Source organism: Burkholderia sp. SR8, assembly GCF_052851275.1.
In genome coordinates this window covers 25,099-47,290 of the sequence record NZ_JAULUC010000016.1, presented here as the reverse complement: position 1 = coordinate 47,290, position 22,192 = coordinate 25,099, and the positions used below count along the sequence as shown (strand labels likewise).

The window sequence follows — 22,192 nt, the reverse complement described above, 5'->3', positions numbered from 1 at the left end:
CGTGATCGAGCGAAATTCCACAGGGCGCGCCTGCATGTGTGTGTGTCAGGCCGTCGGCGCTTCCAGATGGATGTCCTGCGGCTCGAGCGCATACAGCGCCGGATCCGGCGACGCGCTGACGCTGAAGCCGAGTCGCAGGTAGAAATCGATCGTGCGCTGCGACGGCGTCGCCGACACGTATAGCCGTTCCGCACCCATCGCCCGGGCCTGCGCGCGGGCCGCGCGATAGAGCTGTTCGCCGAGCCCGCAGCCGCGCCAGTCGCGGCTCACGTGCAGGAACTTCAGTTGCAGCATGTCGCGTCGCGGGCCGAGCCGGTCGTTGTCGACGATGACCGCCGCGACGAGCCGTGCGCCGTCGAACATGCCGACGCACCAGCCGCCGCGATCGTGACAGTCGAGCAGGATCGGCGTGTAGTGCTCGGCTTCGCCGTCGGGCCAGCCGCGCACGTCGTAGAAGTCCGGGACGAGTTGCAACTCGCCGTCGCGCAGTGCGTACAGATGGTGAATGATCTCGCGCCGGTCGATGGTCCACACGAGCGGAATCTCGTCGCGTGCGAGCACGCGTGACGACAGCGCATCGCGTTCGGCGGCGGTGCGGCGTGTCGTGCGTTGGCCGGACGCGGGGTGGACAGGATGTGAGTCGGTATGTGCGGTCATCTGGTTACTATGGTGCGGTGAATCTCGCGCGCTTTTCTCAATTGCGCAGCATCGCGATCGCGGGAAAAGGCCGCTTGCCGATGTTTATCGCAGTCGCGCATGAAAGCCGCCGCATGTTCGCGATCGAATGCCCGTTGAATGGCGGCGATCCGGATGAGTCGTTTCATCGTCTGCAACGGCTACCGTGATTGGTGCGTCGGCTGACGCTATCCCATAAAGCATCTGGCCTTATCGGAGAAGCGTCCATCGCGATTATCACGGGATTATTTGATCGAAATCATGCTGATGAACGAATTCGCCATTTTATGCGCGTCCCGATTAAGGTTTTGCCGAAACCTGCCGACAGTGAGGACGAGACCGTCGTAAAGCGATAAAACCGTTTTTCGGCTACTGAGCGCGATTTTCGCGCTGCGCGGATCCGCATCCGGATCCGCCTTTCGGAGCCTTGCATGCGCAACAACCAGCCAGTCACCCAACAGGAATTCGAATTTCCCGACGACGTCACGCTGATGTCGACCACCGACGCCGACAGCATCATCACGTACGCGAACACGACATTCGCGCACGTGAGCGGCTTCCCGGCCGACGAACTCGTCGGCCAGCCGCACAACGCCGTGCGCCATCCGGACATGCCGAAAGAGGCGTTCGCCGACATGTGGGCGACGCTGAAGAACGGCGAACCGTGGACCGCGCTCGTGAAGAACCGCCGCAAGAACGGCGATCACTACTGGGTGCGTGCAAACGCGGTGCCGGTGATGCGTAACGGCGCGCCGCATGGCTACATGTCGGTGCGCACCAGTGCGCCGCGCGACGAAATCGCGGCTGCCGACGCGCTGTACCGCGCCTTCCGCGAAGGCAAGGCGGGCACCCGCCGTTTCCACAAGGGATTGATCGTCCGCACCGGGCTGCTGCGCATCGTGTCGCTGCCGCAGACGATGTCGGTGCGCGCACGCGTTCATTCCGCGCTGTGCGTGCTGGTGCCGGCCGTCGTCGGCGCGGGCTGGGCGTGCGGGTTGACCGGCGGCGCGCTTGCGGCGTTTGCGGCCGCGGCGGTGGGCGTGTCGGTGGCCGCCGGCCTCTGGCTCGATGCCCAGATCGTGCGTCCGCTGAAGCGGCTGCACGAACAGGCACTGAACGTCGCGACCGGCGAAAGCCGCCGCGGCGTGCGGATGAACCGCGTCGACGAGATCGGCATGACGCTGCGCACGATCAACCAGCTCGGGCTGATGTTCCGCTGGCTGGTCGACGACGTCAGCGAGCAGGTACACAACGTGCAGCGGGCGAGCAACGAAATCGCGCAGGGCAACAACGACCTGAGCGCGCGCACCGAACAGGCCGCGTCGAGCGTGCAGGAAACCGCCGCGTCGATGGCGCAGATGACGGCTACCGTCGACAGCAATGCGGAGACCGCGCTGCAGGCGAACCGGCTCGCGATGTCCGCGAGCGATGCGGCCGAGCGCGGCGGACAGGCCGTGAACGAAGTCGTCACGACGATGCGCGACATCACCGACAGCTCGCGCAGGATTGCCGACATCATCGGCGTGATCGATGGAATCGCGTTCCAGACCAACATTCTCGCGCTCAATGCGGCCGTCGAAGCTGCACGTGCGGGCGAACAGGGGCGCGGGTTCGCGGTGGTCGCGGGCGAGGTGCGCGCACTCGCGCAGCGCAGTGCGAACGCGGCGAAGGAGATCAAGACGCTGATCGGCGCGAGCGTCGAGCGGGTCGAATCGGGCGCGCGAATCGTCGACGGCGCGGGCAAGACGATGGAGGAAATCGTCACGCAGGTGAAGCGCGTGTCGGACCTGATCGCGGAGATCAGCTCGTCGACGGCCGAGCAGAGCACCGGCGTCGCGCAGGTCGATCAGGCGGTCGTGCATCTGGACAACATCACGCAGCAGAACGCCGCGCTGGTCGAGCAGAGTACGGCGGCGTCGGAGAGCCTCAAGCAGCAGGCGACGCGGCTCGTGGATGCGGTGAACGTGTTTCGTTGACGGGCGGGGACGAGTGATGACGCGGGCACGGCGGAGCCGGGCACGGTGCACGCGTCACCGTCATTCCGGCGGCGCTCGGATCAGCGCCGGCTGTAGCGGCGCGCGGTACTCGCGAACCTCGACGATCGGGTATTCGTTGCGCAGCCCTTCGTGCGTTACGCACAACCAGATGACGCGGGCACGGCGGAGAGGGGCACCGGCCCGCGTCGTGACCGCCCGGTTCCGGCCGGGCGGTCAGGGCCGGCCGCTGGCGCGACCGGCCCCGAACCGTTACACGGCCAGACAGAGGTACTTGATCACGACGTAGTCGTCGATGCCGTAGTGCGAGCCTTCGCGGCCGAGGCCCGACTGCTTGACGCCGCCGAACGGGGCGACTTCGTTCGAGATCAGGCCCGTGTTGATGCCGACCATCCCGTATTCCAGCGCTTCGGCGACCTTCCACACGCGGCCGATGTCGCGGCTGTAGAAATACGCGGCGAGACCGAACTCGGTGTCGTTCGCGAGGCGGATCACCTCGTCGTCACTGCTGAACTTGAACAGCGGCGCGAGCGGCCCGAACGTCTCTTCCTTCGCGACCTTCATCGCCGGCGTGACGCCCGTCAGCACGGTCGGCTCGAAGAAGCCGTGGCCGAGCGCATGACGCTTGCCGCCCGTCACGACGGTCGCGCCCTTCGCGAGCGCGTCCTCGATGTGTGCCTCGACCTTCAGCACGGCCGCTTCGTTGATCAGCGGACCCTGCGTGACGCCCGGCTCCGTGCCGCGGCCGACCTTCAGCTGGCCGACCGCCGCCGCGAGCTTCTGCGCGAACTGGTCGTACACGGCTTCGTGCACGTAGAAGCGGTTCGTGCACACGCACGTCTGGCCGCTGTTGCGGTACTTCGACGCGATCGCGCCCTGCACGGCCGCATCCAGATCGGCATCGTCGAACACGATGAACGGCGCGTTGCCGCCGAGCTCCAGCGATACCTTCTTGACCGTCGCCGCGCATTGCGACATCAGCAGGCGGCCGACCGGCGTCGAGCCGGTGAACGACAGCTTGCGTACGATCGGGTTCGACGTCAGTTCGCCACCGATCGCCTTCGCGTCGCCCGTGACGACGCTGAACACGCCGGCCGGCACGCCCGCGCGCTCGGCCAGCACGGCCATCGCGAGCGCCGAGAACGGCGTCGCTTCGGCCGGCTTCACGACGATCGGACAGCCTGCCGCGAGCGCCGGGCCGACCTTGCGCGTGATCATCGCCGCCGGGAAGTTCCACGGCGTGATCGCCGCGCACACGCCGATCGCTTCCTTCGTCACGACGATGCGCTTGTCGCTCGCCGGCGTCGGGATCGTGTCGCCGTACACGCGCTTGCCTTCTTCCGCGAACCATTCGAGGAACGACGCCGCGTAGCCGATTTCGCCCTTCGCTTCGGCCAGCGACTTGCCCTGCTCGGTGGTCAGGATCAGCGCGAGGTCGTCGGCGTTCTCCATCATCAGGTCGTGCCACTTGCGCAGGATCGCCGCGCGTTCCTTCGCGGTCTTCTTGCGCCACGCCGGCCATGCGGCGTTCGCGGCTTCGATCGCGTGACGCGTCTCGGCCGTGCCCATCGCCGGCACGGTGCCGAGCAGGCCGCCGGTGGCCGGGTTGCGGACTTCGAACGACTCGCCGTTCGCCGCGCCTTGCCATTCGCCGTTGACGTACGCCTGCTGGCGGAACAGCGACGGATCTTTCAGTGCCAGGGTTTCCTGAACGGTGCTCATATGAATCGCCTGCTTTGAAAAGGACGGGTAAGGACAGATGAACGCGGCCGCCGCCGTCTTCACGACGGCGGCGGCGCATTCAGTCGGAATCGCCGGGAACTCAGGCCGGCACGCCGACCGTTTCCTTCAGCACTTCCTCGAGGATCGCGAGCGCTTCGTCGAACACGGCCTGCGTGATCGTCAGCGGGAACAGGAAGCGCACGACGTTCGAGTACACGCCGCACACGAGCAGCAGCAGCCCGCGCTCGAGCGCCCGCGCCTGCACGCGCTTCGTGAAGTCGGCGTCGGGCTCGCCCGTGCCCGGCTTCAGGAATTCGACCGCGATCATCGCGCCCGGACCGCGCACGTCGGCGATCTGCGGCACATCGGCCTGCAGCGCGTTCAGCTTCGCCTTCAGCACGTCGCCGAGTTGCGTCGCGCGTTCGCACAGCTTCTCTTCGTCGATGATGTCGAGCACCGCGTGCGCCGACGCGACGGCCAGCGGGTTGCCCGCGTAGGTGCCGCCGAGGCCGCCGGGCGCAGCCGCGTCCATCAGGTCCGCACGGCCGACGACGCCCGACAGCGGCATGCCGCCCGCGAGGCTCTTCGCCATCGTGATCAGGTCGGCCAGCACGTCGTAGTGCTGCATCGCGAACAGCTTGCCGGTGCGTGCGAAGCCCGTCTGCACTTCGTCGGCGATCAGCAGGATGCCGTGCTCGTTGCAGATCTTGCGCAGCGCGCGCACGAACTCGGCCGGCGCCGGGTTGAAGCCGCCTTCGCCCTGGACCGGTTCGAAGATGATCGCGGCGACGCGCTTCGGATCGATGTCGGCCTTGAACAGCATCTCGATCGCCTTGATCGAGTCGGCCGTCGTCACGCCGTGCAGCGCGTTCGGGTACGGCGCGTGGAACACGTCGCCCGGGAACGGGCCGAAGTTCAGCTTGTACGGCGCAACCTTGCCGGTCAGCGCCATGCCCATCATCGTGCGGCCGTGGAAGCCGCCCGAGAACGCGATGACGCCCGGACGGCCGGTCGCCGCGCGCGCGATCTTGATCGCGTTTTCGACGGCTTCGGCGCCGGTCGTGAAGAACGCGGTCTTCTTCGGGTAGTCGCCCGGCGCGCGTTCGTTGATCTTCTCGGCCAGCTCGACGTACGACGCGTACGGGACGATCTGGTAGGCGGTGTGCGTGAAGCTGTCCAGCTGATCCGCGATCGCCTTGACGATCTTCGGGTGGCGGTGGCCCGTGTTCAGCACCGCGATGCCGGCGGCGAAATCGATGAAGCGGCGGCCTTCGACATCCCACAGCTCCGCGTTCTCGGCGCGGGCTGCGTAGAAATCACACATCACGCCGACGCCGCGCGGGGTGGCGGCGTTCTTGCGGGCCTGCAGGTCGGCATTCTTCACGGTCATCTCCTTGATGTTCTGTCCGGTGGGTAAAAACGGCCGCGTTGGCAGCCCATGGAGGCGACTATAATCACATTTGGCTCTGGCAATCAGAGCCATTTCAATAAATATTCAGGAGCCAATCATGCGCGCAAGCGTGTTGTCGGACTGGCTGGCGCAGCGCCTCGTGCGCGGCGGCGAACAGCCGATCTACCGGCAGTTGCACCGGCTGCTGCAGCAGGCGATCCTGTCGCGCGAACTGCCGGCCGGCACGCGCGTGCCGTCGTCGCGGCTGCTCGCGGCCGAGCTCGGGATCGCGCGCAACACGGTCACGCAGGTTTACGAACAGCTTGCGCTCGAAGGCTATGTGAACTCGGCGACGGGCCGCGGCACGTTCGTCGCCGACAGCGCGCCGGACGAGATCGTCGGCGCGCCGGCCGATCCGGCTGCGGGGCCGGCCATCGTGCAGTCGCCGGCGCGGCGGCTGTCCGCGCGCGGTACGCGGCTCGTCGACGGCGCGGGTGTGTCGAAGCGCCAGGGCGGCGCGTTCATGCCCGGCGTGCCCGATGTGTCGCGCTTTCCGGCGCGCGTGTGGACGCGACTGCACAACAAGTACTGGCGGCGCCTGCGCCCGGATCTGCTGACCTACGCGCCGGGCGGCGGACTCGCGCTGCTGCGCGAGGCGCTGGCCGACTACCTGCGCACGGCGCGCTCGGTGCGCTGCACGCCCGAGCAGATCGTGATCACGACCGGCATCCACCAGTCGATCGACCTGGCCGTGCGGCTGCTGACCGATCCGGGCGACGCGATCTGGACCGAGGATCCGTGCTACTGGGGCGTGCGCAGCGTGCTGAACGTGTCGGGGCTGACCACGCGGCCGATTCCGGTCGACGACGAAGGGATCGCGCCGTCGGCCGCCGATCTCGCAGAGCCGCCGAAGCTGATGCTCGTCACGCCGTCGCACCAGTATCCGCTCGGGATGGTGATGAGCCTCGCGCGGCGCCGGATGCTGCTCGAATACGCGCGCCAGCACGGCTGCTGGATCATCGAGGACGATTACGACAGCGAGTTCCGCTACGGCAGCCGGCCGCTCGCGTCGCTGCAGGGTCTCGATACGGCCGGGCAGGTGATCTATGTCGGCAGTTTCGGCAAGACGCTGTTCCCGGGGCTGCGGGTCGGCTACCTCGTCGCGCCGGAGCCGCTCGCGGAGAGCTTCGCGACCGCGAGCGCCGAGTTGTATCGCGAAGGTCAGCTGCTGCAACAGGCGGTGCTCGCCGAGTTCATCGCGGAAGGGCACTTCGTGTCGCATATCCGCAAGATGCGCACGCTGTACGGGCAACGCCGCGAGGTGCTGCTCGATGCGGTCGCGCGCCGTTACGGCGATACGCTGCACGCGCTCGGCAGCGATGCGGGGCTGCATCTCGTCACGCGGTTGCCGGATGGTGTCGACGATCGCGCGGTCGCGCAGGCCGCGCTGGAACGCAACATCGTCGTGCGGCCGTTGTCCGGGTATTACGCGGAGCGCGAGCGTGCGGCGTCGGGTTTGCTGCTCGGCTACGCGTGCGTGCCGGAAGACGAGATCCCGGCCGCGTTCGCGACGCTCGCCGAGGCGATCGACGAGCGGGCGTTCGACAAGGTCGTGGCCGCGGTGTGAGGGGACGGACAGGGGACGGACAGTCGCGTTGTCGCCGCCGGGCCGGATCAAAGCCGGATCAACGCCGCCCCCGCGACCACCAGCGCACACGCGACGAGCCGCTGCGCGCCCGGCCGCTCGCGCATCACGAACCAGCCGATCGCGACCGCGAAGATCGAGCTCGTTTCGCGCAGCGCCGACACGGTCGCGACCGGCAGGTGTCGATAAGCGAGAATCACGATCGCGTAGGCCGCGAGCGAGATCGTGCCGGCGATCGCGCCCTGTCGCAGCGACGCGCGCGAGCCGAACACCGCGCGCGGCCCGCCGCGCACGACGCACACCAGCACGAGCTGCGGCACGCTCCACAGCAGGTACACCCATGCGATGTAGCCGAGCGCGCTGCCCGACACGCGCGAGCCGATCCCGTCGCAGATCGAGTACGACGCGATGAAACCGCCCGTGAGCAGCGCATACGGCACGCCTTCGGCGGAGAACCGGAAGCCGCGCCGCAGCGCGAGCGACATGATCCCGAACGACACGAGCGCGATGCCGGCGAAGCCGAACGGTGTCGGCCGTTCGTGCAGCACCGCGAGGGCGAGCACCGACACGAGCAGCGGCGACATGCCGCGCGCGATCGGATAGATCTGCCCGAATTCGCCGCTCCGGTACGCGCGCACGAGCGTGAAGCAGTACGCGACTTCGAGCACCGCCGATGCCGCGACATACGGCCACGCGGCCGCCGCCGGCGCGGGCAGCAGTGCGACGCCGGCAATGCCGAACGCGAGATACGGCAGCGACATCGTGCCGAGCTGGACGAGGCGGTCTTCGCTCACGTGGAGGAACGCATTCCAGATCGCGTGCAGCAGCGCGGAGCACAGCACGAGGGCGATGAAGAGGTGGTCCATCGATAGAGGAGCGAGCGAGGGCGGGAGCGGGCAGGCGCCGTCCATTATGTGGGTATCGGGCGCGCTCGCGCGGAATTGTCGATAATAGAACGTTGTTATTCACCGGATGCCGACGATGACCGAAGCCACCCTCACCCCGCCCGCCGTTCCGCGCCTCACGAGCCTGTCGCACGGGGGCGGCTGCGGCTGCAAGATCGCGCCGGGCGTGCTGTCCGAACTGCTGAAGCGCGCGACGCCGCCGGCGTTGTTCCCCGATCTGCTGGTCGGCACCGAGACCGCCGACGATGCGGCCGTCTACCGGCTCAACGACGAGCAGGCGATCGTCGCGACCACCGATTTCTTCATGCCGATCGTCGACGATCCGTTCGACTTCGGCCGCATCGCGGCCACCAACGCGCTGTCGGACGTCTACGCGATGGGCGGCAAGCCGATTCTCGCGCTGGCGCTGGTCGGCATGCCGATCAACGTGCTGCCGCACGAGACGATCGCGGCCGTGTTGCGCGGCGGCGAGTCGGTGTGTGCCGATGCCGGCATTCCGGTCGCGGGCGGCCATTCGATCGATTCGGTCGAGCCGATCTACGGACTCGCGGCGATCGGCGTCGTGCATCCGTCGCGCGTGAAGCGCAACGCGGCCGCGCGTGCGGACGACGTGCTGGTGCTCGGCAAGCCGCTGGGCGTCGGCGTGCTGTCGGCCGCGCTGAAGAAGAACCAGCTCGACGACGCGGGCTACGCGCAGATGGTCGCGACGACCACCAAGCTGAACCGGCCGGGCGCTGAACTCGCCGCGCTGCCGGGCGTGCATGCGTTGACCGACGTCACGGGCTTCGGGCTGCTCGGCCACACGCTCGAACTCGCGCGCGGCGCGAACCTCACCGCACGCGTGCATTACGCGTCGCTGCCGTGGCTCGCGGGCGTCGAGGCGTTCGTCGCCGACGGCGTGTTCACCGGCGCATCGGGTCGCAACTGGGCCGCGTACGGCCGCGACGTGCGGCTCGCCGACGCGCTGCCGCCGGTTGCGCAGGCACTGCTGACCGATCCGCAGACGTCCGGCGGCCTGCTGGTCGCGTGCGCGCCGGAAGCGGTCGACGACGTGCTTGCGTGCTTCCGCGCCGACGGGTTCGATCGCGCGGCCGTGATCGGCGAGATGGTGGACGGGCCATCGCGCGTCGACGTTGCCTGACGCGGTTTTTTCTCGTGTCTGATCGTTGTCGGCCCTAAATCGATGCCTTTCCGCGGAGGCATCGACGGCCGATGAACGATTTCGTGTTCGGGCTCATGATCTCGCTGTCGGTCGGGCCCGTCGCACTGATGATCGCGAACTACGCGATGCGCGCCGGCACCGCGAGCGGCGTGCGTGCGGCGACAGGCGCTGCGTGCGCCGACGGTTGTTATGCGATCGCGGCGTTCACGATCGGCGCGATGCTCGCGCGCACGCTCGCATCGCATCTGCCGCTGTTTCGTTTCGTCGGGGCGCTCGTGTTGCTCGCAATGGGTACGCGCATGCTGTGGCAGGCACTGAAGGAGCGGCGCCGCACGCTCGACGGCACTGCCCCGCCGCCGGGCACGCGCCCGTTCACGTCGATGTTCTTCGTTACACTGGCTAATCCGCTCACCATTTTGCTGTTTTACGGTTACGCCACCGCTGCGGCAGGTGCGCATCGGCACTGGCTGCCCGGTGCGGCGTGCGTGTTTGCCGGTAGCCTCGCGGGGCAGCTCGTGTTCGCATTCGGCGGCGGCGCGATTGGCCGGATCGTGAAGTCACCGCGATGGCTGGCGGCGAGTCATGTGGCGGCGGCATGGGTCGTGCTCGGTTATGGCGTCGCCGGAATTGTCCACGTGTAGCGGATCGCACCTTCGACCGCCGCATTCGCGAACGATTGATTTCGCGACGTCGGGCCGATGAACCAAATAGTATTCCTGACGTTCCGATCGGCTGTGCGCGTGACGAAGGACCTGCGAAATGCGTGCTACCCAGCGCGGCGGGTCGTTTCGTAGTCGGGTTCCGCACCGCGCCCCCGCGTTCTATACTCCCTCGCGCAGTCTCCGACAGCCGTTCTCACCCAATCACCGCAACAAGGAACGCCGATGCTGACTCGCTCCATTCTTTCCGCCGCCGCATTCTCGCTTGCCGCCTGTGCGACCGCGCCGTCGATCGCGCAGGACAACCAGGGCAACGACGCAGGCAACGCGGCATTCGCCGAGACCGGTTCGCACGGCCGCCCGGTCAAGGTCATGATCATCACGATGTTCGGCCCGGAAGGGCAGGCATGGCTCGACCGGCTCGGTCCGTGGCGCGACATCGCCGTCCCCGGCCTGTCGCCCGACTATCCGGCCGTTCACTGCAACAAGCAGGACGTATGCGTGGTGACGACCGGCATGGGCTACGCGAACGCGTCCGCGACGATCATGGCGCTCACGTTCTCGCCACGCTTCGATCTGCGTCGCACGTACTTCCTCGTGTCCGGCATCGCGGGCGTCGACCCCGCACAAGGCACGATCGGCTCCGCCGCGTGGTCGAAATATCTGGTCGACTTCAGTCTGCAGTGGGAACTCGATGCGCGCGAGATTCCGGCCGGCTGGAACACCGGCTATCTCGGCATCAACACGAAGAGCCCGAACGACAAGCCGCCGCTCGACTATCGCACCGAAGTGTTCCAGCTCAATCCGCAGCTGACCGACGCCGCGTATGCACTGTCGCGCAACGTCGTGCTGGCGGACAGCGCGCAGGCCCAGGCCGCACGCGCGAAGTTCACGTACGCGCCGGCGAACCGGCCGCCGACCGTGATTCAGTGCGACACGTCATCGGGGAACACGTGGTTCTCGGGCACGCTGATCGGCGAGCGCGCGCGTCAGTGGACGAAAATTCTCACCGACGGGAAGGGCACCTACTGCATGACCGCGCAGGAAGACAACGCGACGTATGAAGCGCTGAAGCGCGCGGCGAGCGTGAAGCGGGTCGACCTGTCGCGCGTCGCGGTGCTGCGCACGGGTTCCGATTTCGATCGGCCATACGCGGGGCAGACGAGTGCCGACAACCTGCTGAACTACGCCGATCAAGGCGGCTTCGCGCCGGCGACCGAAAACCTGTACCGCGCAGGCAATCCGCTCGTGCAGGACATCGTCACGCACTGGGGCGAATGGCGCGACGGCGTGCCGCGTCGCTGATGACCGCAGGCCGGTATCGCGACGTGTCGACGCAGACGTCAATGCGATTGCGGCGCGGACCGGAACGGCGTCCACACGGGCGTCGTATCGTCCCAGTGATCGAGCGGCGAAGGAAGTTGATCGTTCATCACAAACTCCTGCAACTAACTGACTAATCGAGTGTTCGACGGCAGCATCGCGACGCCGCGCACCGGATCATCCGCTGCGCGGCGTTGCGCTTTCGGCGATGCTTACCGGCCGCCGCCTGCGAGCTGATTGCTTTCCGGCATCGAGCGATACGGGCCTTGCGCGAGTTCGAGCCCTTGCGGATACGAATTCGCCTTGCGCAGCCATGCGAGCGTGCCGTCGCGGCGAGCCTGCACGACTTCCGCGCTGACTTCGGCACGCGTGCGCGGGCCGTTGCCGTGCTGCGAGTACCACGACGTGTTGCCGTAGTCGCCGGCATGCGGGGCGTCCGTGTCGGCGAAGGCCGGCGCGGACACGGCGAGTGCGAGGGCGACGGCGGAGAGAAGATGGCGGCGGTTCATGACGTAACTCCTGTGTTGGTCGGAGTTGGCGCGTGAGCGCTGGCTCCGGTCCCGTCCAGCGGGGCTGATCGATGCGCAACGAGGTGCGCGACAGGGTTTACTCTAAGAGTCCGTTCCGGCGCGATAAATGCGGCTGACGCGAATTGAATTGTCGCGATGGAGGAACAATCGCGATACGTACCGTCGGCAGGGTTATTCGACGATCGCGCACAGCCGCCTCCAGCGCGGCTCGCAGCGATGCGGCGCGATGCGCGCGACGATGCGGCCGGGCGATTGCCGCAGGTGGCGCAAAGGTGTGATGCGGATTCGGGAAAGACCGCGCGTGCGGCGCGACAGACAACGCGAAGCGACGCCGAAGCAGCACGAAGGCAGGGCAGTGCGCGGGCCGGACAGCCCGCGCACTGCGAGTCAGACGATCACGCGACCCACTCGTTGATGACCGGCGTGTCGAGCGCCGGCGCGCGCTCGGCTTCCTCGAACGTGCGCTTGCTGCACGTCGCATCGAGGCTGCCCTTGCCGCTCAGCAGCGGGCAGCGGTCGAACACTTCGGCGATCCAGTCGACGAACACGCGCACCTTCGGCGACAGGTGCCGGCTGTGCGGATACACGACCGAGATCGGCATCGGCAGCGGCTTCAGGCCGGGCAGCACTTCCTTGAGCCGGCCGTCGCGCAGGTGCGGCAGCACCATGAACAGCGGCGGCTGGATCAGCCCGAAGCCTTCGAGCCCGCACGTCACGTACGCATCGGCGTCGTTGACCGACACGATCGCGTTCATCTTGACCTCGACTTCCTTGCCGTCGGTCAGGAACGTCCAGTCGATCGTGCGGCCCGTCCGGCTCGAGAAGTAGTTGACGGCCTTGTGGTCGCTCAGATCCTCGATCGTGTGCGGTTCGCCGTGCTTCTCCAGATACGCGGGTGCGGCGACCGACACGCACTCGAACAGGCCGACGCGGCGCGCGACGAGCGACGAATCCTGCAGCGCACCGACGCGGATCACGCAGTCGACACCTTCCTGCAGCAGGTCGACCGGCCGGTCCGACAGGCCGAGCTGCAGGTCGATGTCCGGATAGCGCGTATGGAATTCGCACAGCGACGGGATCACGAGCAGCCGCCCGATCGAGCCGGGCATGTCGATACGCAACTTTCCGTGCGGCTTCCGGTTATTGGCCTGGAAGCTTGCTTCGGTTTCCTCGACATCGGCGAGGATCCGCACGCATCGTTCGTAGTACGCGGCGCCGTCGGGCGTGAGCGACAGCCGGCGCGTCGTCCGGTGCATCAGCCGCACGCCGAGGAATGCTTCGAGATTCTGGATGATCGTCGTGACGGATGCCCGCGGCAGGCTGAGCGTTTCTGCTGCCTTGGTGAAGCTGCTTGTATCGACGACGCGAGTAAACACCTGCATGGCCTGAAGCCGGTCCATCCCAACCTCCGCAATCTAATGAGCCCGCGAACAAAGAGGCTGCGCTACCTCATGGGTAAACGCAGCCTGGGATTGTTCGGGGGCGTTGAATTGTGTTGCCGGATTATAGGCATTTATCCGGATGTCTGCCGGACCCAGAATTCGTTCCATCTCGAAATGGATGCTGCATCGTCATGGACGCTTCTGAATTCAGCAAATTCCTGAAAGCCGCATTGCCCGCCGAAGCCAGAGCCGGCGCGGCACTGACGGTCGCGGAGGTGGAAATCCCCGGCTACGCGCAGGACATTGCGCTGCGTCTCTATCGGCGCGCGGACAAGACCGGACTGCCGGTAGTGCTTTACTTCCACGGCGGCGGTTTCGTGCGCGGCACGCTCGACGACGCCGACTTCGCCGCGCGCTTTTTAGCAGAACGTTTACCAGCTCTCGTAGTGTCGGTCGATTATTCGCTCGCGCCGGCCTTTCCGTTTCCGGCCGCGCCGGAGGATGCGTATCGCGCGGCCGTATGGGCCGCGACGCGCGCCCGTTCGTTCGGCGGCAATCCGAAGAAGATCGGTGTCGCCGGGCACGATGCGGGCGGCCAGCTCGCGAACTGTCTCGCGTTCATCGCGCGCGATCGCGGCGAAGTGCCGATCGTCGCGCAGGCGCTGTTCGGGCCGATGCTCGACCCGAGCATGACGCGCATCGGCGACGCCGAACGCCTTTCGTCGGACATCACCGCGCGCGAATGCGCGGCCTGTTATCGCGCGTATCTGCCGCAGGCCGCGCAGCGCATGCACCCGTATGCGGCGCCGCTCGAATCGGTGCGCCTCGCGGGGCTGCCGCCGACGCTCGTCGTCACCGCGCAGAACGACGTGCTGCACGTCGAAGCGGAGAAATATGCGGGCTGCCTGATTTCGTCGGGCGTGCTCACGCAGGTGATCCGCTACCCGGACGTCACGCACGCCGCGCTCGCGACGCACGAAGCCGCGCTGGAGGAGGCCGTGCGCTTCTTCCAGTGCCGTTTCCAGGCGCGCCAGCCGAACCGTTCCGAATAACCAGACCAATCCACGCTTACCGGAGATCCACATGGCCATCCTACGCACCACCCGTTCACGCATCGCGACCGCGGCGATCGCGACGCTCGCCGTCGTCGGCCTCGGCACGTTCGGCGCGATGCGCGTGAACGCGAACGCACCCGAGAAAGCGGCGGCCCCGCTGCCCGAAGTCGACGTCGCGACCGTCGTGCCGCAGACCGTCACCGACTGGCAAAGCTACTCGGGCCGCCTCGAGGCGGTCGAGAAAGTCGACGTGCGCCCGCAGGTGTCGGGCACGATCGTCGCGGTGAACTTCAAGGACGGCGCGCTCGTGAAGAAGGGCGACGTGCTGTTCGTGATCGACCCGCGCCCGTACCAGGCGGAAGTCGACCGTGCGGCCGCGCAGCTCGCGGCCGCGCAGGCCCGCAACGGCTACGCGCAGAGCGACTGGCAGCGCGCGCAGCGGCTGATCGGCGACAACGCGATCGCGAAGCGCGACTACGACGAGAAGCAGAACGCGGCGCGCGAAGCGAACGCGAACCTGAAGGCGGCCGAAGCCGCGCTCGAAACGGCGCGCATCAACCTCGGCTATACGCGAATCACGGCGCCGGTATCGGGCCGCGTGTCGCGTGCGGAAATCACGCTGGGCAACGTCGTGTCGGCCGGCGCGTCGGCCGCGCCGCTGACGACGCTGGTGTCGGTGTCGCCGATCTACGCGTCGTTCGACGCGGACGAGCAGACCTACCTGCAGTACATCAAAGGCGCGCGCAACGGCCGCAAGGTGCCGGTCGAGCTCGGCCTCGCGAACGAATCCGGCTACTCGCGCAGCGGCGAGATCGATTCGGTCGACAACCGGCTCGACACGTCGTCGGGCACGATCCGCGTGCGCGCGCGCTTCGACAACGCGGACGGCACGCTCGTCCCAGGCCTCTACGCGCGCGTGAAGGTGGGCGGCAGCGCGCCGCACCAGGCACTGCTCGTCGACGATGCGGCGATCAACACCGATCAGGACAAGAAGTTCGTGTTCGTCGTCGACCAGCAGGGCCGCGTGTCGTACCGCGAAGTGCAGCAGGGCATGCAGCACGGCAACCGGCGCGTGATCGTGAGCGGCCTGGCCGCCGGCGACCGCGTGATCGTGAACGGCACGCAGCGCGTGCGGCCGGGCGAGCAGGTGAAGCCGCACATGGTCCCGATGACGGGCGGCGACGAGCCGTCCGCGCCGCTCGCGAACAGCGCGAAGCCGGCCGCACCGGCGAAGGCGGAATCGTAAGCGGCACGCCGCTTCGAATTCCGCGTTCAACCAGACAGAGCTACAGATGAACATTTCCAAATTCTTTATCGACCGGCCGATCTTTGCAGGAGTCCTATCGGTGATCATCCTGCTCGGCGGGGTGATCGCGATGTTCCTGCTGCCGATTTCGGAATATCCGGAAGTCGTGCCGCCTTCGGTGATCGTGAAGGCGCAGTATCCGGGCGCGAACCCGAAAGTGATCGCCGAGACGGTCGCGTCGCCGCTCGAAGAGCAGATCAACGGCGTCGAGGACATGCTCTACATGCAGTCGCAGGCGAACAGCGACGGCAACATGACGATCACCGTCACGTTCAAGCTCGGCACCGACCCGGACAAGGCCACGCAGCTCGTGCAGAACCGCGTGAACCAGGCGTTGCCGCGCCTGCCGGAAGACGTGCAGCGGCTCGGCATCACGACGGTGAAGAGCTCGCCGACGCTGACGATGGTGGTCCACCTGATCTCGCCGGACAACCGCTACGACATGACCTACCTGCGCAACTACGCGCTGATCAACGTGAAGGATCGCCTGTCGCGGATCCAGGGCGTCGGCCAGGTGCAGCTGTGGGGTTCGGGCGACTACGCGATGCGCGTGTGGCTCGATCCGCAGAAGGTTGCACAGCGCGGGCTGTCGGCCGAGGACGTCGTGCAGGCGATCCGCGAGCAGAACGTGCAGGTCGCGGCCGGCGTGATCGGCGCGTCGCCGTCGCTGCCCGGCACGCCGCTGCAGCTGTCGGTGAATGCGCGCGGCCGTCTGCAGACGGAAGACGAGTTCGGCGATATCGTCGTGAAGACGACGCCGGACGGCGGCGTCACGCACTTGCGCGACATCGCGCGGATCGAACTCGACGCGTCCGAATACGGGCTGCGCTCGCTGCTCGACAACAAGCCGGCCGTCGCGATGGCGATCAACCAGTCGCCGGGCGCGAATTCGCTGCAGATCTCGGACGAAGTGCGCAAGACGATGGCCGAGCTGAAGCAGGACATGCCGGCCGGCGTCGACTACAAGATCGTCTATGACCCGACGCAGTTCGTGCGTTCGTCGATCAAGGCCGTCGTGCACACGCTGCTCGAAGCGATCGCGCTGGTCGTGATCGTCGTGATCGTGTTCCTGCAGACCTGGCGCGCGTCGCTGATTCCGCTGATCGCGGTGCCGGTGTCGATCATCGGCACGTTCTCGCTGCTGCTCGGCTTCGGCTATTCGATCAACGCGTTGTCGCTGTTCGGGATGGTGCTCGCGATCGGTATCGTGGTCGACGATGCGATCGTGGTCGTCGAGAACGTGGAGCGCAACATCGAAAGCGGGATGAACGCGCGGCAGGCGACCTACAAGGCGATGCAGGAGGTGAGCGGGCCGATCATCGCGATCGCGCTGACGCTCGTCGCCGTGTTCGTGCCGCTCGCGTTCATGTCGGGCCTGACCGGCCAGTTCTACAAGCAGTTCGCGATGACGATCGCGATCTCGACGGTGATCTCGGCGTTCAACTCGCTGACGTTGTCGCCGGCGCTGTCCGCGATCCTGCTCAAGGGCCATGGCGACAAGGAAGACTGGCTCACGCGCGTGATGAACCGCGTGCTCGGCGGCTTCTTCCGGCGCTTCAACAAGGTGTTCCATCGCGGCGCGGAGAACTACGGCCGCGGCGTGCGCGGCGTGCTGTCGCGCAAGACGCTGATGCTCGGCGTGTACCTCGTGCTGGTCGGTGCGACCGTGCTCGTGTCGAAGATCGTGCCGGGCGGCTTCGTGCCCGCGCAGGACAAGGAATACCTGATCGCGTTCGCGCAACTGCCGAACGGCGCGTCGCTCGACCGCACCGAGAAGGTGATCCGCGACATGGGCTCGATCGCGCTGAAGCAGCCGGGCGTCGAGAGCGCGGTCGCGTTCCCGGGGCTGTCGGTGAACGGCTTCACGAACAGCTCGAGCGCGGGCATCGTGTTCGTCACGCTGAAGCCGTTCTCGGAACGGCACGGCAAGGCGCTGTCGGCCGGTGCGATCGCCGGTGCGCTGAACCAGCAGTACGGTGCGATCAAGGATTCGTTCGTCGCGGTGTTCCCGCCGCCGCCGGTGCTCGGTCTCGGCACGCTCGGCGGGTTCAAGATGCAGATCGAGGATCGCGGCGCGGTCGGCTACGCGAAGCTGTCGGATGCGACCAACGACTTCATCAAGCGCGCGCAGCAGGCGCCGGAGCTCGGCCCGCTGTTTACGAGCTACCAGATCAACGTGCCGCAGCTGAACGTCGATCTCGACCGCGTGAAGGCGAAGCAGCTCGGCGTGCCCGTCACCGACGTGTTCAACACGATGCAGGTGTATCTCGGCTCGCTGTACGTGAACGACTTCAACCGCTTCGGACGCGTGTACCAGGTGCGCGTGCAGGCCGATGCGCCGTTCCGTCAGCGCGCGGACGACATCCTGCAGCTGAAGACCCGCAACGACCGTGGCGAGATGGTGCCGCTGTCGTCGCTGGTGACGGTGACGCCGACGTTCGGTCCGGAAATGGTCGTGCGCTACAACGGCTATACGGCGGCCGACATCAACGGCGGGCCGGCGCCGGGCTTCTCGTCGGGGCAGGCGCAGGCCGCGATCGAGCGCATCGCGCATGAAACGCTGCCGCGCGGCGTGCGGTTCGAATGGACCGACCTCACGTACCAGCAGATCCTCGCGGGCGATTCGGCGATGTGGGTGTTCCCGATCAGCGTGCTGCTCGTGTTCCTCGTGCTCGCCGCGCTGTACGAAAGCCTGACGCTGCCGCTCGCGGTGATCCTGATCGTGCCGATGAGCATTCTGTCGGCGCTGACGGGCGTGTGGCTCACGCAGGGCGACAACAACATCTTCACGCAGATCGGCCTGATGGTGCTGGTGGGGCTGTCCGCGAAGAACGCGATCCTGATCGTCGAGTTCGCGCGCGAACTGGAGCATGACGGCAGGACGCCGCTCGAGGCCGCGATCGAGGCGAGCCGGCTGCGGTTGCGCCCGATCCTGATGACGTCGATCGCGTTCATCATGGGCGTCGTGCCGCTCGTCACGTCGACGGGTGCGGGCTCGGAGATGCGGCATGCGATGGGCGTCGCCGTGTTCTTCGGGATGCTCGGCGTGACGCTGTTCGGGCTGATGCTGACGCCGGTGTTCTACGTCGTGCTGCGCACGCTGGCGGGCGGCAAGATCCACGTCGCCGGCAAGGATTCGGCCGGCTATGGCGTGTCGCCGTCGGGTGTACCGGCTCAGGGTGCGTCGGCTTCCGATGCTTGAGGATAGAAAGATGGACAACATGCACAACTCGAATGGCCTGATGCGCTTCGCGAAGGTGGCGGCCGCGAGCACCCTGCTCGCGACGCTGCTCGCCGCGTGCGCGGTGGGGCCCGACTACAAGCGCCCGGACGTATCGACGCCCGCGGCGTTCAAGGAAGCGCCGACGCTCGCGGCCGGCGAACAGGCCGGCACGTGGAAGACCGCCGAACCGGCGGACGGCGAGCATCGCGGCGAATGGTGGAAGGTGTTCGGCGATCCGGTACTCGACTCGCTGGAGGAGCAGGCGCTCGCCGCGAACCAGAATCTGAAGGCCGCGGCCGCGCGTGTCGAGGAAGCGCGTGCGGCGACGCGTACCGCGCGTTCGCAGTGGTTCCCGCAGATCGGCGCCGGGTTCGGGCCGACGCGTGAGGGGCTGTCGTCGGCGTCGCAGTTCCAGCCGCAGGGCACGGGCCCGACGACCGCGACGCTGTGGCGTGCGCAGGGCACGGTGTCGTACGAGGCCGACCTGTTCGGCCGCGTGGGCCGCAACGTCGAGGCGTCGCGTGCCGACCAGGCGCAGAGCGAAGCGCTGTTCCGCTCGGTGCAGCTCGCGCTGCAGGCGGACGTCGCGCAGAACTACTTCGAACTGCGTCAGCTCGATTCCGACCAGGACCTGTACCGCCGCACCGTCGAACTGCGCGAAGAGGCGCTCAAGCTCGTGCAGCGCCGTTTCAACGAAGGCGACATCAGCGAACTCGACGTGTCGCGGGCGAAGAACGAGCTGGCGAGCGCGCAGGCCGATGCGGTCGGCGTTGCGCGCCGGCGTGCGGCGTCCGAGCATGCGCTCGCGATCCTGCTCGGCAAGGCGCCCGCGGACTTCGCGTTCAAGGAGACGCCGATCGTGCCGGTCGCGGTGAAGATTCCGCCGGGCCTGCCGTCCGCGCTGCTCGAACGCCGTCCGGACGTATCGGCGGCCGAGCGCGCGATGGCGGCCGCGAATGCGCGGATCGGGCTCGCGAAGTCCGCGTATTTCCCGAAGCTCGATATCACGGGGGCATTCGGGTATGAGGCGTCGACGCTCGGCAACCTGTTCCTGTGGTCGAGCCGCACGTTCCTGCTCGGGCCGTTCGCCGGTACCGCGCTGACGCTGCCGCTGTTCGACGGCGGGCGGCGTGCGGCCGGCGTGCAGCAGGCGCGCGCACAGTACGACGAGCAGGTCGCGAATTACCGGCAGCAGGTGCTCGTCGCGTTCCGCGAGGTCGAGGACAATCTCGCGGATCTGCGGCTGCTCGACGACCAGATCCGTGCGCAGACTGCGGCCGTCAATGCGTCGCGCCGCGCGGCGACGCTGTCGCGCACGCAGTATCAGGAAGGCGAGGTCGCGTATCTCGACGTGATCGACAGCGAGCGGTCGGTGCTGCAGTCGCAGTTGCAGGCGAACCAGTTGACGGGGGCGCAGGCGGTGTCGACCGTCAATCTGATTCGTGCGCTCGGAGGTGGTTGGGGGGCGGCGCAGGCGCCGGCTGCGGTGGGCGATGCGGCGACGCGCAACGCGGAGGTAGCGGCGCGGTGAATGCGATGGCGGACGGGGCGTCGCCCGTCGGCCATGAAGTAAAGAACCCCGGCATGCAGGTTAAATCTGCGTGACTGGGGTTTTTTATTGAACGGGGGATCGACGGTGCAGCTGACGGCCAAGTTCATGTAACGCAGCGGCCGCTGCGGACGAAGCGATGCGGGCCAGCCGTATCGCTTCGTTCAGGAAGGAGAAGGGAAGCAACGGGCAGCGCGCATGCCGCCCGCGAGCGTTACGCGGCGACGAACTCGTGCACGTAACGGTTGAACACCGCGGGGCTCGCCGCGTTCATCCCGTGCGACGCGCCGGCGACGGTCTGCCGTTGCGCGCCGCCGATCCACTGCGACAGCGTATCGACGTTGTTGCGGAACATCTTCGGGCTGCGCTGGCCGTCGATCAGCAGCGTGCGGCACGCGATATCCGCGGCCGTGTGTTGCGAATACGCAGGCAGCGGATCGCGCAGCTGCTTCGGCAGCGTGCTCGCGTTGTCGATCGCCATCGTGCGGAAGCGCGACGTGCTCTTCTTCCACGCGCCCGGCAGGCTCACCGAGTCGACGAACATTTCGAGGCCCGCTTCGACTTCGCCCTGACCGATCAGGTTCACGGCCTTCGTGCGCAGCGCGATCGCGGCGGCCGGCAGCGCGGCTTCGCGCACGCCCGGCTGTTGCAGCGGGCCGCCTGGATCGGCGAGCGTCAGCGATTCGACGAGGTGCGGATGCTGGCGCGCGACGTTGAACGCGACGCTGCCGCCACGCGAATGGCCGACCAGATGAACGGGGCCGAGATCGAGCGCATCGATGAATTCCGCGAGTTCGTCGACGTGGTTCTGCCAGCTGAACTCGTCCTGAATGCCGGCTTCGACGGCAGGCCAGTAGTGGCTCAGGCTCGGCGCGATGCAGCGGTAGTGAGCCGACAGCGACGCGAGTTGCGGATCCCAGTAGCGGTAGTCGCACAACGATCCGTGCACGAACACCATCGGCGCGCCGCTGCCCCGCTCGACATACGGCAGGCTGATGCCTGACGAAAGCGTCGCAAATTGCAGGTCGGGGTTCGCGAGCACCGAAGGCTCGATTCGCATGTTCATGACTGAAAACTCGTTGGGTGCGTCATCACGTCGCAACTATGCCTCACGGCGACCTGCAAGAAAAACGCATAATTTTCATCGTGACGATCAATTTTATTGATGGCTCGGCTGAAAACCCTTGTCGCAGCGTGGGGACCGGGCCAGCCTTTCAATCGTCCGACGATTCAGGAAGCGTCCGCGCGCGCGTGCGCACGCCTGCGCGCCGCGCATCGGAGCGGGAGAAAACCGGAGGAAGCGGGAAGCATGGCCGCCGACCGCGGCCCGCGCGTCACCGCACTGCGAGCGCCGGCGCGGTCTGAAGCTCGACGGGAAGATCGTTGTCGGCGGCGAACTGCATCGCGAACGCGAATGCATCGGCGCACACGTCGCGCAGTTCGTCCGACACGAACAGGCATTTGACGCCACCGTCGACGACCGGCATCGCGAGCCGCGACAGCGCGCACGGATAGCCGGGCCGCCGCTCGCCGACGAACAGCGTGATGACGCCCGCGAGCCGTTCGGGCCAGTCGCTCGGGCGGAAGGTCTTCTGCGCGCGGGTGACGCCGCGGATCAGGTGGCCGTCGAGGCGGCCGCGTTCGGTGATGTCGATGCGATCCATGCTGGTGT

18 protein-coding genes are annotated in these 22,192 nt (G+C 67.2%); 9 read left to right on the top strand and 9 right to left on the bottom strand.

Annotation, left to right across the window (positions count from 1 at the left end; all coding sequences use genetic code 11):
* Nucleotides 1-45 precede the first annotated feature (45 nt).
* Nucleotides 46-657, bottom strand: a complete 612-nt coding sequence (locus Q3A80_RS20465) for a GNAT family N-acetyltransferase (RefSeq protein ID WP_446330711.1) — start codon at nt 655-657, stop codon at nt 46-48.
* Nucleotides 654-824 (bottom strand): hypothetical protein, encoded by a 171-nt coding sequence (locus Q3A80_RS20460; RefSeq protein ID WP_446330710.1) that lies wholly within the window; start codon nt 822-824, stop codon nt 654-656. The genes Q3A80_RS20465 and Q3A80_RS20460 overlap by 4 nt, the downstream gene beginning before the upstream one ends.
* A gap of 282 nt (nt 825-1,106) precedes the next feature.
* On the opposite strand from Q3A80_RS20460, the gene Q3A80_RS20455 reads away from it, so the two are divergent.
* The gene (locus Q3A80_RS20455) at nt 1,107-2,651 is read left to right on the top strand and encodes a methyl-accepting chemotaxis protein (RefSeq protein WP_446330709.1); all 1,545 of its coding nucleotides are present in this window, start codon (nt 1,107-1,109) and stop codon (nt 2,649-2,651) included.
* 270 nt (nt 2,652-2,921) lie between these two features.
* On the opposite strand, the gene gabD is transcribed toward Q3A80_RS20455, so the two are convergent.
* Together gabD and Q3A80_RS20445 are read right to left on the bottom strand one after the other, a co-directional pair.
* Nucleotides 2,922-4,391 (bottom strand): NADP-dependent succinate-semialdehyde dehydrogenase, encoded by a 1,470-nt coding sequence (gene gabD / locus Q3A80_RS20450; RefSeq protein WP_446330708.1) that lies wholly within the window; start codon nt 4,389-4,391, stop codon nt 2,922-2,924.
* Between the two features lie 100 nt (nt 4,392-4,491).
* The gene (locus tag Q3A80_RS20445; protein ID WP_446330707.1) at nt 4,492-5,781 is read right to left on the bottom strand and encodes a 4-aminobutyrate--2-oxoglutarate transaminase; all 1,290 of its coding nucleotides are present in this window, start codon (nt 5,779-5,781) and stop codon (nt 4,492-4,494) included.
* A 118-nt stretch (nt 5,782-5,899) separates the two neighbouring features.
* Between Q3A80_RS20445 and pdxR the strand changes: the two genes are divergently transcribed.
* Nucleotides 5,900-7,408 (top strand): MocR-like pyridoxine biosynthesis transcription factor PdxR, encoded by a 1,509-nt coding sequence (gene pdxR / locus Q3A80_RS20440; protein ID WP_446330706.1) that lies wholly within the window; start codon nt 5,900-5,902, stop codon nt 7,406-7,408.
* Between the two features lie 47 nt (nt 7,409-7,455).
* On the opposite strand, the gene Q3A80_RS20435 is transcribed toward pdxR, so the two are convergent.
* Nucleotides 7,456-8,292, bottom strand: coding sequence for an EamA family transporter (locus tag Q3A80_RS20435; protein ID WP_446330705.1), 837 nt, complete (start codon nt 8,290-8,292; stop codon nt 7,456-7,458).
* Between the two features lie 115 nt (nt 8,293-8,407).
* Here Q3A80_RS20435 and selD point away from each other — a divergent pair, with 115 nt between their 5' ends.
* From selD to Q3A80_RS20420, 3 genes are all read left to right on the top strand, one after another.
* Nucleotides 8,408-9,472, top strand: a complete 1,065-nt coding sequence (selD, locus tag Q3A80_RS20430; RefSeq protein WP_446330704.1) for a selenide, water dikinase SelD — start codon at nt 8,408-8,410, stop codon at nt 9,470-9,472.
* Between the two features lie 71 nt (nt 9,473-9,543).
* The gene (locus Q3A80_RS20425; RefSeq protein WP_446330703.1) at nt 9,544-10,134 is read left to right on the top strand and encodes a LysE family translocator; all 591 of its coding nucleotides are present in this window, start codon (nt 9,544-9,546) and stop codon (nt 10,132-10,134) included.
* A gap of 243 nt (nt 10,135-10,377) precedes the next feature.
* On the top strand, nt 10,378-11,457 hold the full coding sequence (locus Q3A80_RS20420) for a purine-nucleoside phosphorylase (protein WP_446330702.1): 1,080 nt from the start codon (nt 10,378-10,380) through the stop codon (nt 11,455-11,457).
* Nucleotides 11,458-11,687: 230 nt separating this feature from the next.
* Here the strand turns inward: Q3A80_RS20420 and Q3A80_RS20415 are convergent, their stop codons facing one another.
* The gene (locus tag Q3A80_RS20415; RefSeq protein WP_446330701.1) at nt 11,688-11,984 is read right to left on the bottom strand and encodes a DUF4148 domain-containing protein; all 297 of its coding nucleotides are present in this window, start codon (nt 11,982-11,984) and stop codon (nt 11,688-11,690) included.
* A 416-nt stretch (nt 11,985-12,400) separates the two neighbouring features.
* Complete coding sequence (ceoR, locus tag Q3A80_RS20410) at nt 12,401-13,405, bottom strand: putative multidrug efflux transcriptional regulator CeoR (RefSeq protein ID WP_446330700.1); 1,005 nt, start codon at nt 13,403-13,405, stop codon at nt 12,401-12,403.
* A gap of 173 nt (nt 13,406-13,578) precedes the next feature.
* On the opposite strand from ceoR, the gene Q3A80_RS20405 reads away from it, so the two are divergent.
* Genes Q3A80_RS20405 through opcM form a run of 4 tightly spaced genes read left to right on the top strand, consistent with a single transcriptional unit; the run spans nt 13,579 to nt 20,502 of the window.
* A complete protein-coding gene (locus Q3A80_RS20405) occupies nt 13,579-14,439 on the top strand; it encodes an alpha/beta hydrolase (RefSeq protein WP_446330699.1) in 861 nt (286 codons plus the stop codon).
* A gap of 31 nt (nt 14,440-14,470) precedes the next feature.
* A complete protein-coding gene (ceoA, locus tag Q3A80_RS20400) occupies nt 14,471-15,688 on the top strand; it encodes a multidrug efflux RND transporter periplasmic adaptor subunit CeoA (RefSeq protein WP_446330698.1) in 1,218 nt (405 codons plus the stop codon).
* Nucleotides 15,689-15,734: 46 nt separating this feature from the next.
* Nucleotides 15,735-18,950, top strand: coding sequence for a multidrug efflux RND transporter permease subunit CeoB (gene ceoB / locus Q3A80_RS20395; RefSeq protein ID WP_446330697.1), 3,216 nt, complete (start codon nt 15,735-15,737; stop codon nt 18,948-18,950).
* 10 nt (nt 18,951-18,960) lie between these two features.
* Nucleotides 18,961-20,502 carry a multidrug efflux transporter outer membrane subunit OpcM gene (opcM, locus tag Q3A80_RS20390; protein WP_446330696.1) on the top strand — a complete coding sequence of 514 codons (1,542 nt, stop codon included), beginning with the start codon at nt 18,961-18,963 and terminating at the stop codon, nt 20,500-20,502.
* A 232-nt stretch (nt 20,503-20,734) separates the two neighbouring features.
* On the opposite strand, the gene Q3A80_RS20385 is transcribed toward opcM, so the two are convergent.
* Both Q3A80_RS20385 and Q3A80_RS20380 read right to left on the bottom strand, forming a co-directional pair.
* Nucleotides 20,735-21,586 carry an alpha/beta fold hydrolase gene (locus Q3A80_RS20385; RefSeq protein ID WP_446330695.1) on the bottom strand — a complete coding sequence of 284 codons (852 nt, stop codon included), beginning with the start codon at nt 21,584-21,586 and terminating at the stop codon, nt 20,735-20,737.
* A 268-nt stretch (nt 21,587-21,854) separates the two neighbouring features.
* Nucleotides 21,855-22,184, bottom strand: coding sequence for a DUF3579 domain-containing protein (locus Q3A80_RS20380; protein ID WP_446330694.1), 330 nt, complete (start codon nt 22,182-22,184; stop codon nt 21,855-21,857).
* Nucleotides 22,185-22,192 lie beyond the last annotated feature (8 nt).

Coding starts and splice junctions, on each gene's coding strand:
- Q3A80_RS20465 (WP_446330711.1), bottom strand. CDS start 657: ATGACCGCACATACCGACTCACATCCTGTCCACCCCGCGTCCGGCCAA.
- Q3A80_RS20460 (WP_446330710.1), bottom strand. CDS start 824: ATGAAACGACTCATCCGGATCGCCGCCATTCAACGGGCATTCGATCGC.
- Q3A80_RS20455 (WP_446330709.1), top strand. CDS start 1,107: ATGCGCAACAACCAGCCAGTCACCCAACAGGAATTCGAATTTCCCGAC.
- gabD (WP_446330708.1), bottom strand. CDS start 4,391: ATGAGCACCGTTCAGGAAACCCTGGCACTGAAAGATCCGTCGCTGTTC.
- Q3A80_RS20445 (WP_446330707.1), bottom strand. CDS start 5,781: ATGACCGTGAAGAATGCCGACCTGCAGGCCCGCAAGAACGCCGCCACC.
- pdxR (WP_446330706.1), top strand. CDS start 5,900: ATGCGCGCAAGCGTGTTGTCGGACTGGCTGGCGCAGCGCCTCGTGCGC.
- Q3A80_RS20435 (WP_446330705.1), bottom strand. CDS start 8,292: ATGGACCACCTCTTCATCGCCCTCGTGCTGTGCTCCGCGCTGCTGCAC.
- selD (WP_446330704.1), top strand. CDS start 8,408: ATGACCGAAGCCACCCTCACCCCGCCCGCCGTTCCGCGCCTCACGAGC.
- Q3A80_RS20425 (WP_446330703.1), top strand. CDS start 9,544: ATGAACGATTTCGTGTTCGGGCTCATGATCTCGCTGTCGGTCGGGCCC.
- Q3A80_RS20420 (WP_446330702.1), top strand. CDS start 10,378: ATGCTGACTCGCTCCATTCTTTCCGCCGCCGCATTCTCGCTTGCCGCC.
- Q3A80_RS20415 (WP_446330701.1), bottom strand. CDS start 11,984: ATGAACCGCCGCCATCTTCTCTCCGCCGTCGCCCTCGCACTCGCCGTG.
- ceoR (WP_446330700.1), bottom strand. CDS start 13,405: ATGGACCGGCTTCAGGCCATGCAGGTGTTTACTCGCGTCGTCGATACA.
- Q3A80_RS20405 (WP_446330699.1), top strand. CDS start 13,579: ATGGACGCTTCTGAATTCAGCAAATTCCTGAAAGCCGCATTGCCCGCC.
- ceoA (WP_446330698.1), top strand. CDS start 14,471: ATGGCCATCCTACGCACCACCCGTTCACGCATCGCGACCGCGGCGATC.
- ceoB (WP_446330697.1), top strand. CDS start 15,735: ATGAACATTTCCAAATTCTTTATCGACCGGCCGATCTTTGCAGGAGTC.
- opcM (WP_446330696.1), top strand. CDS start 18,961: ATGGACAACATGCACAACTCGAATGGCCTGATGCGCTTCGCGAAGGTG.
- Q3A80_RS20385 (WP_446330695.1), bottom strand. CDS start 21,586: ATGAACATGCGAATCGAGCCTTCGGTGCTCGCGAACCCCGACCTGCAA.
- Q3A80_RS20380 (WP_446330694.1), bottom strand. CDS start 22,184: ATGGATCGCATCGACATCACCGAACGCGGCCGCCTCGACGGCCACCTG.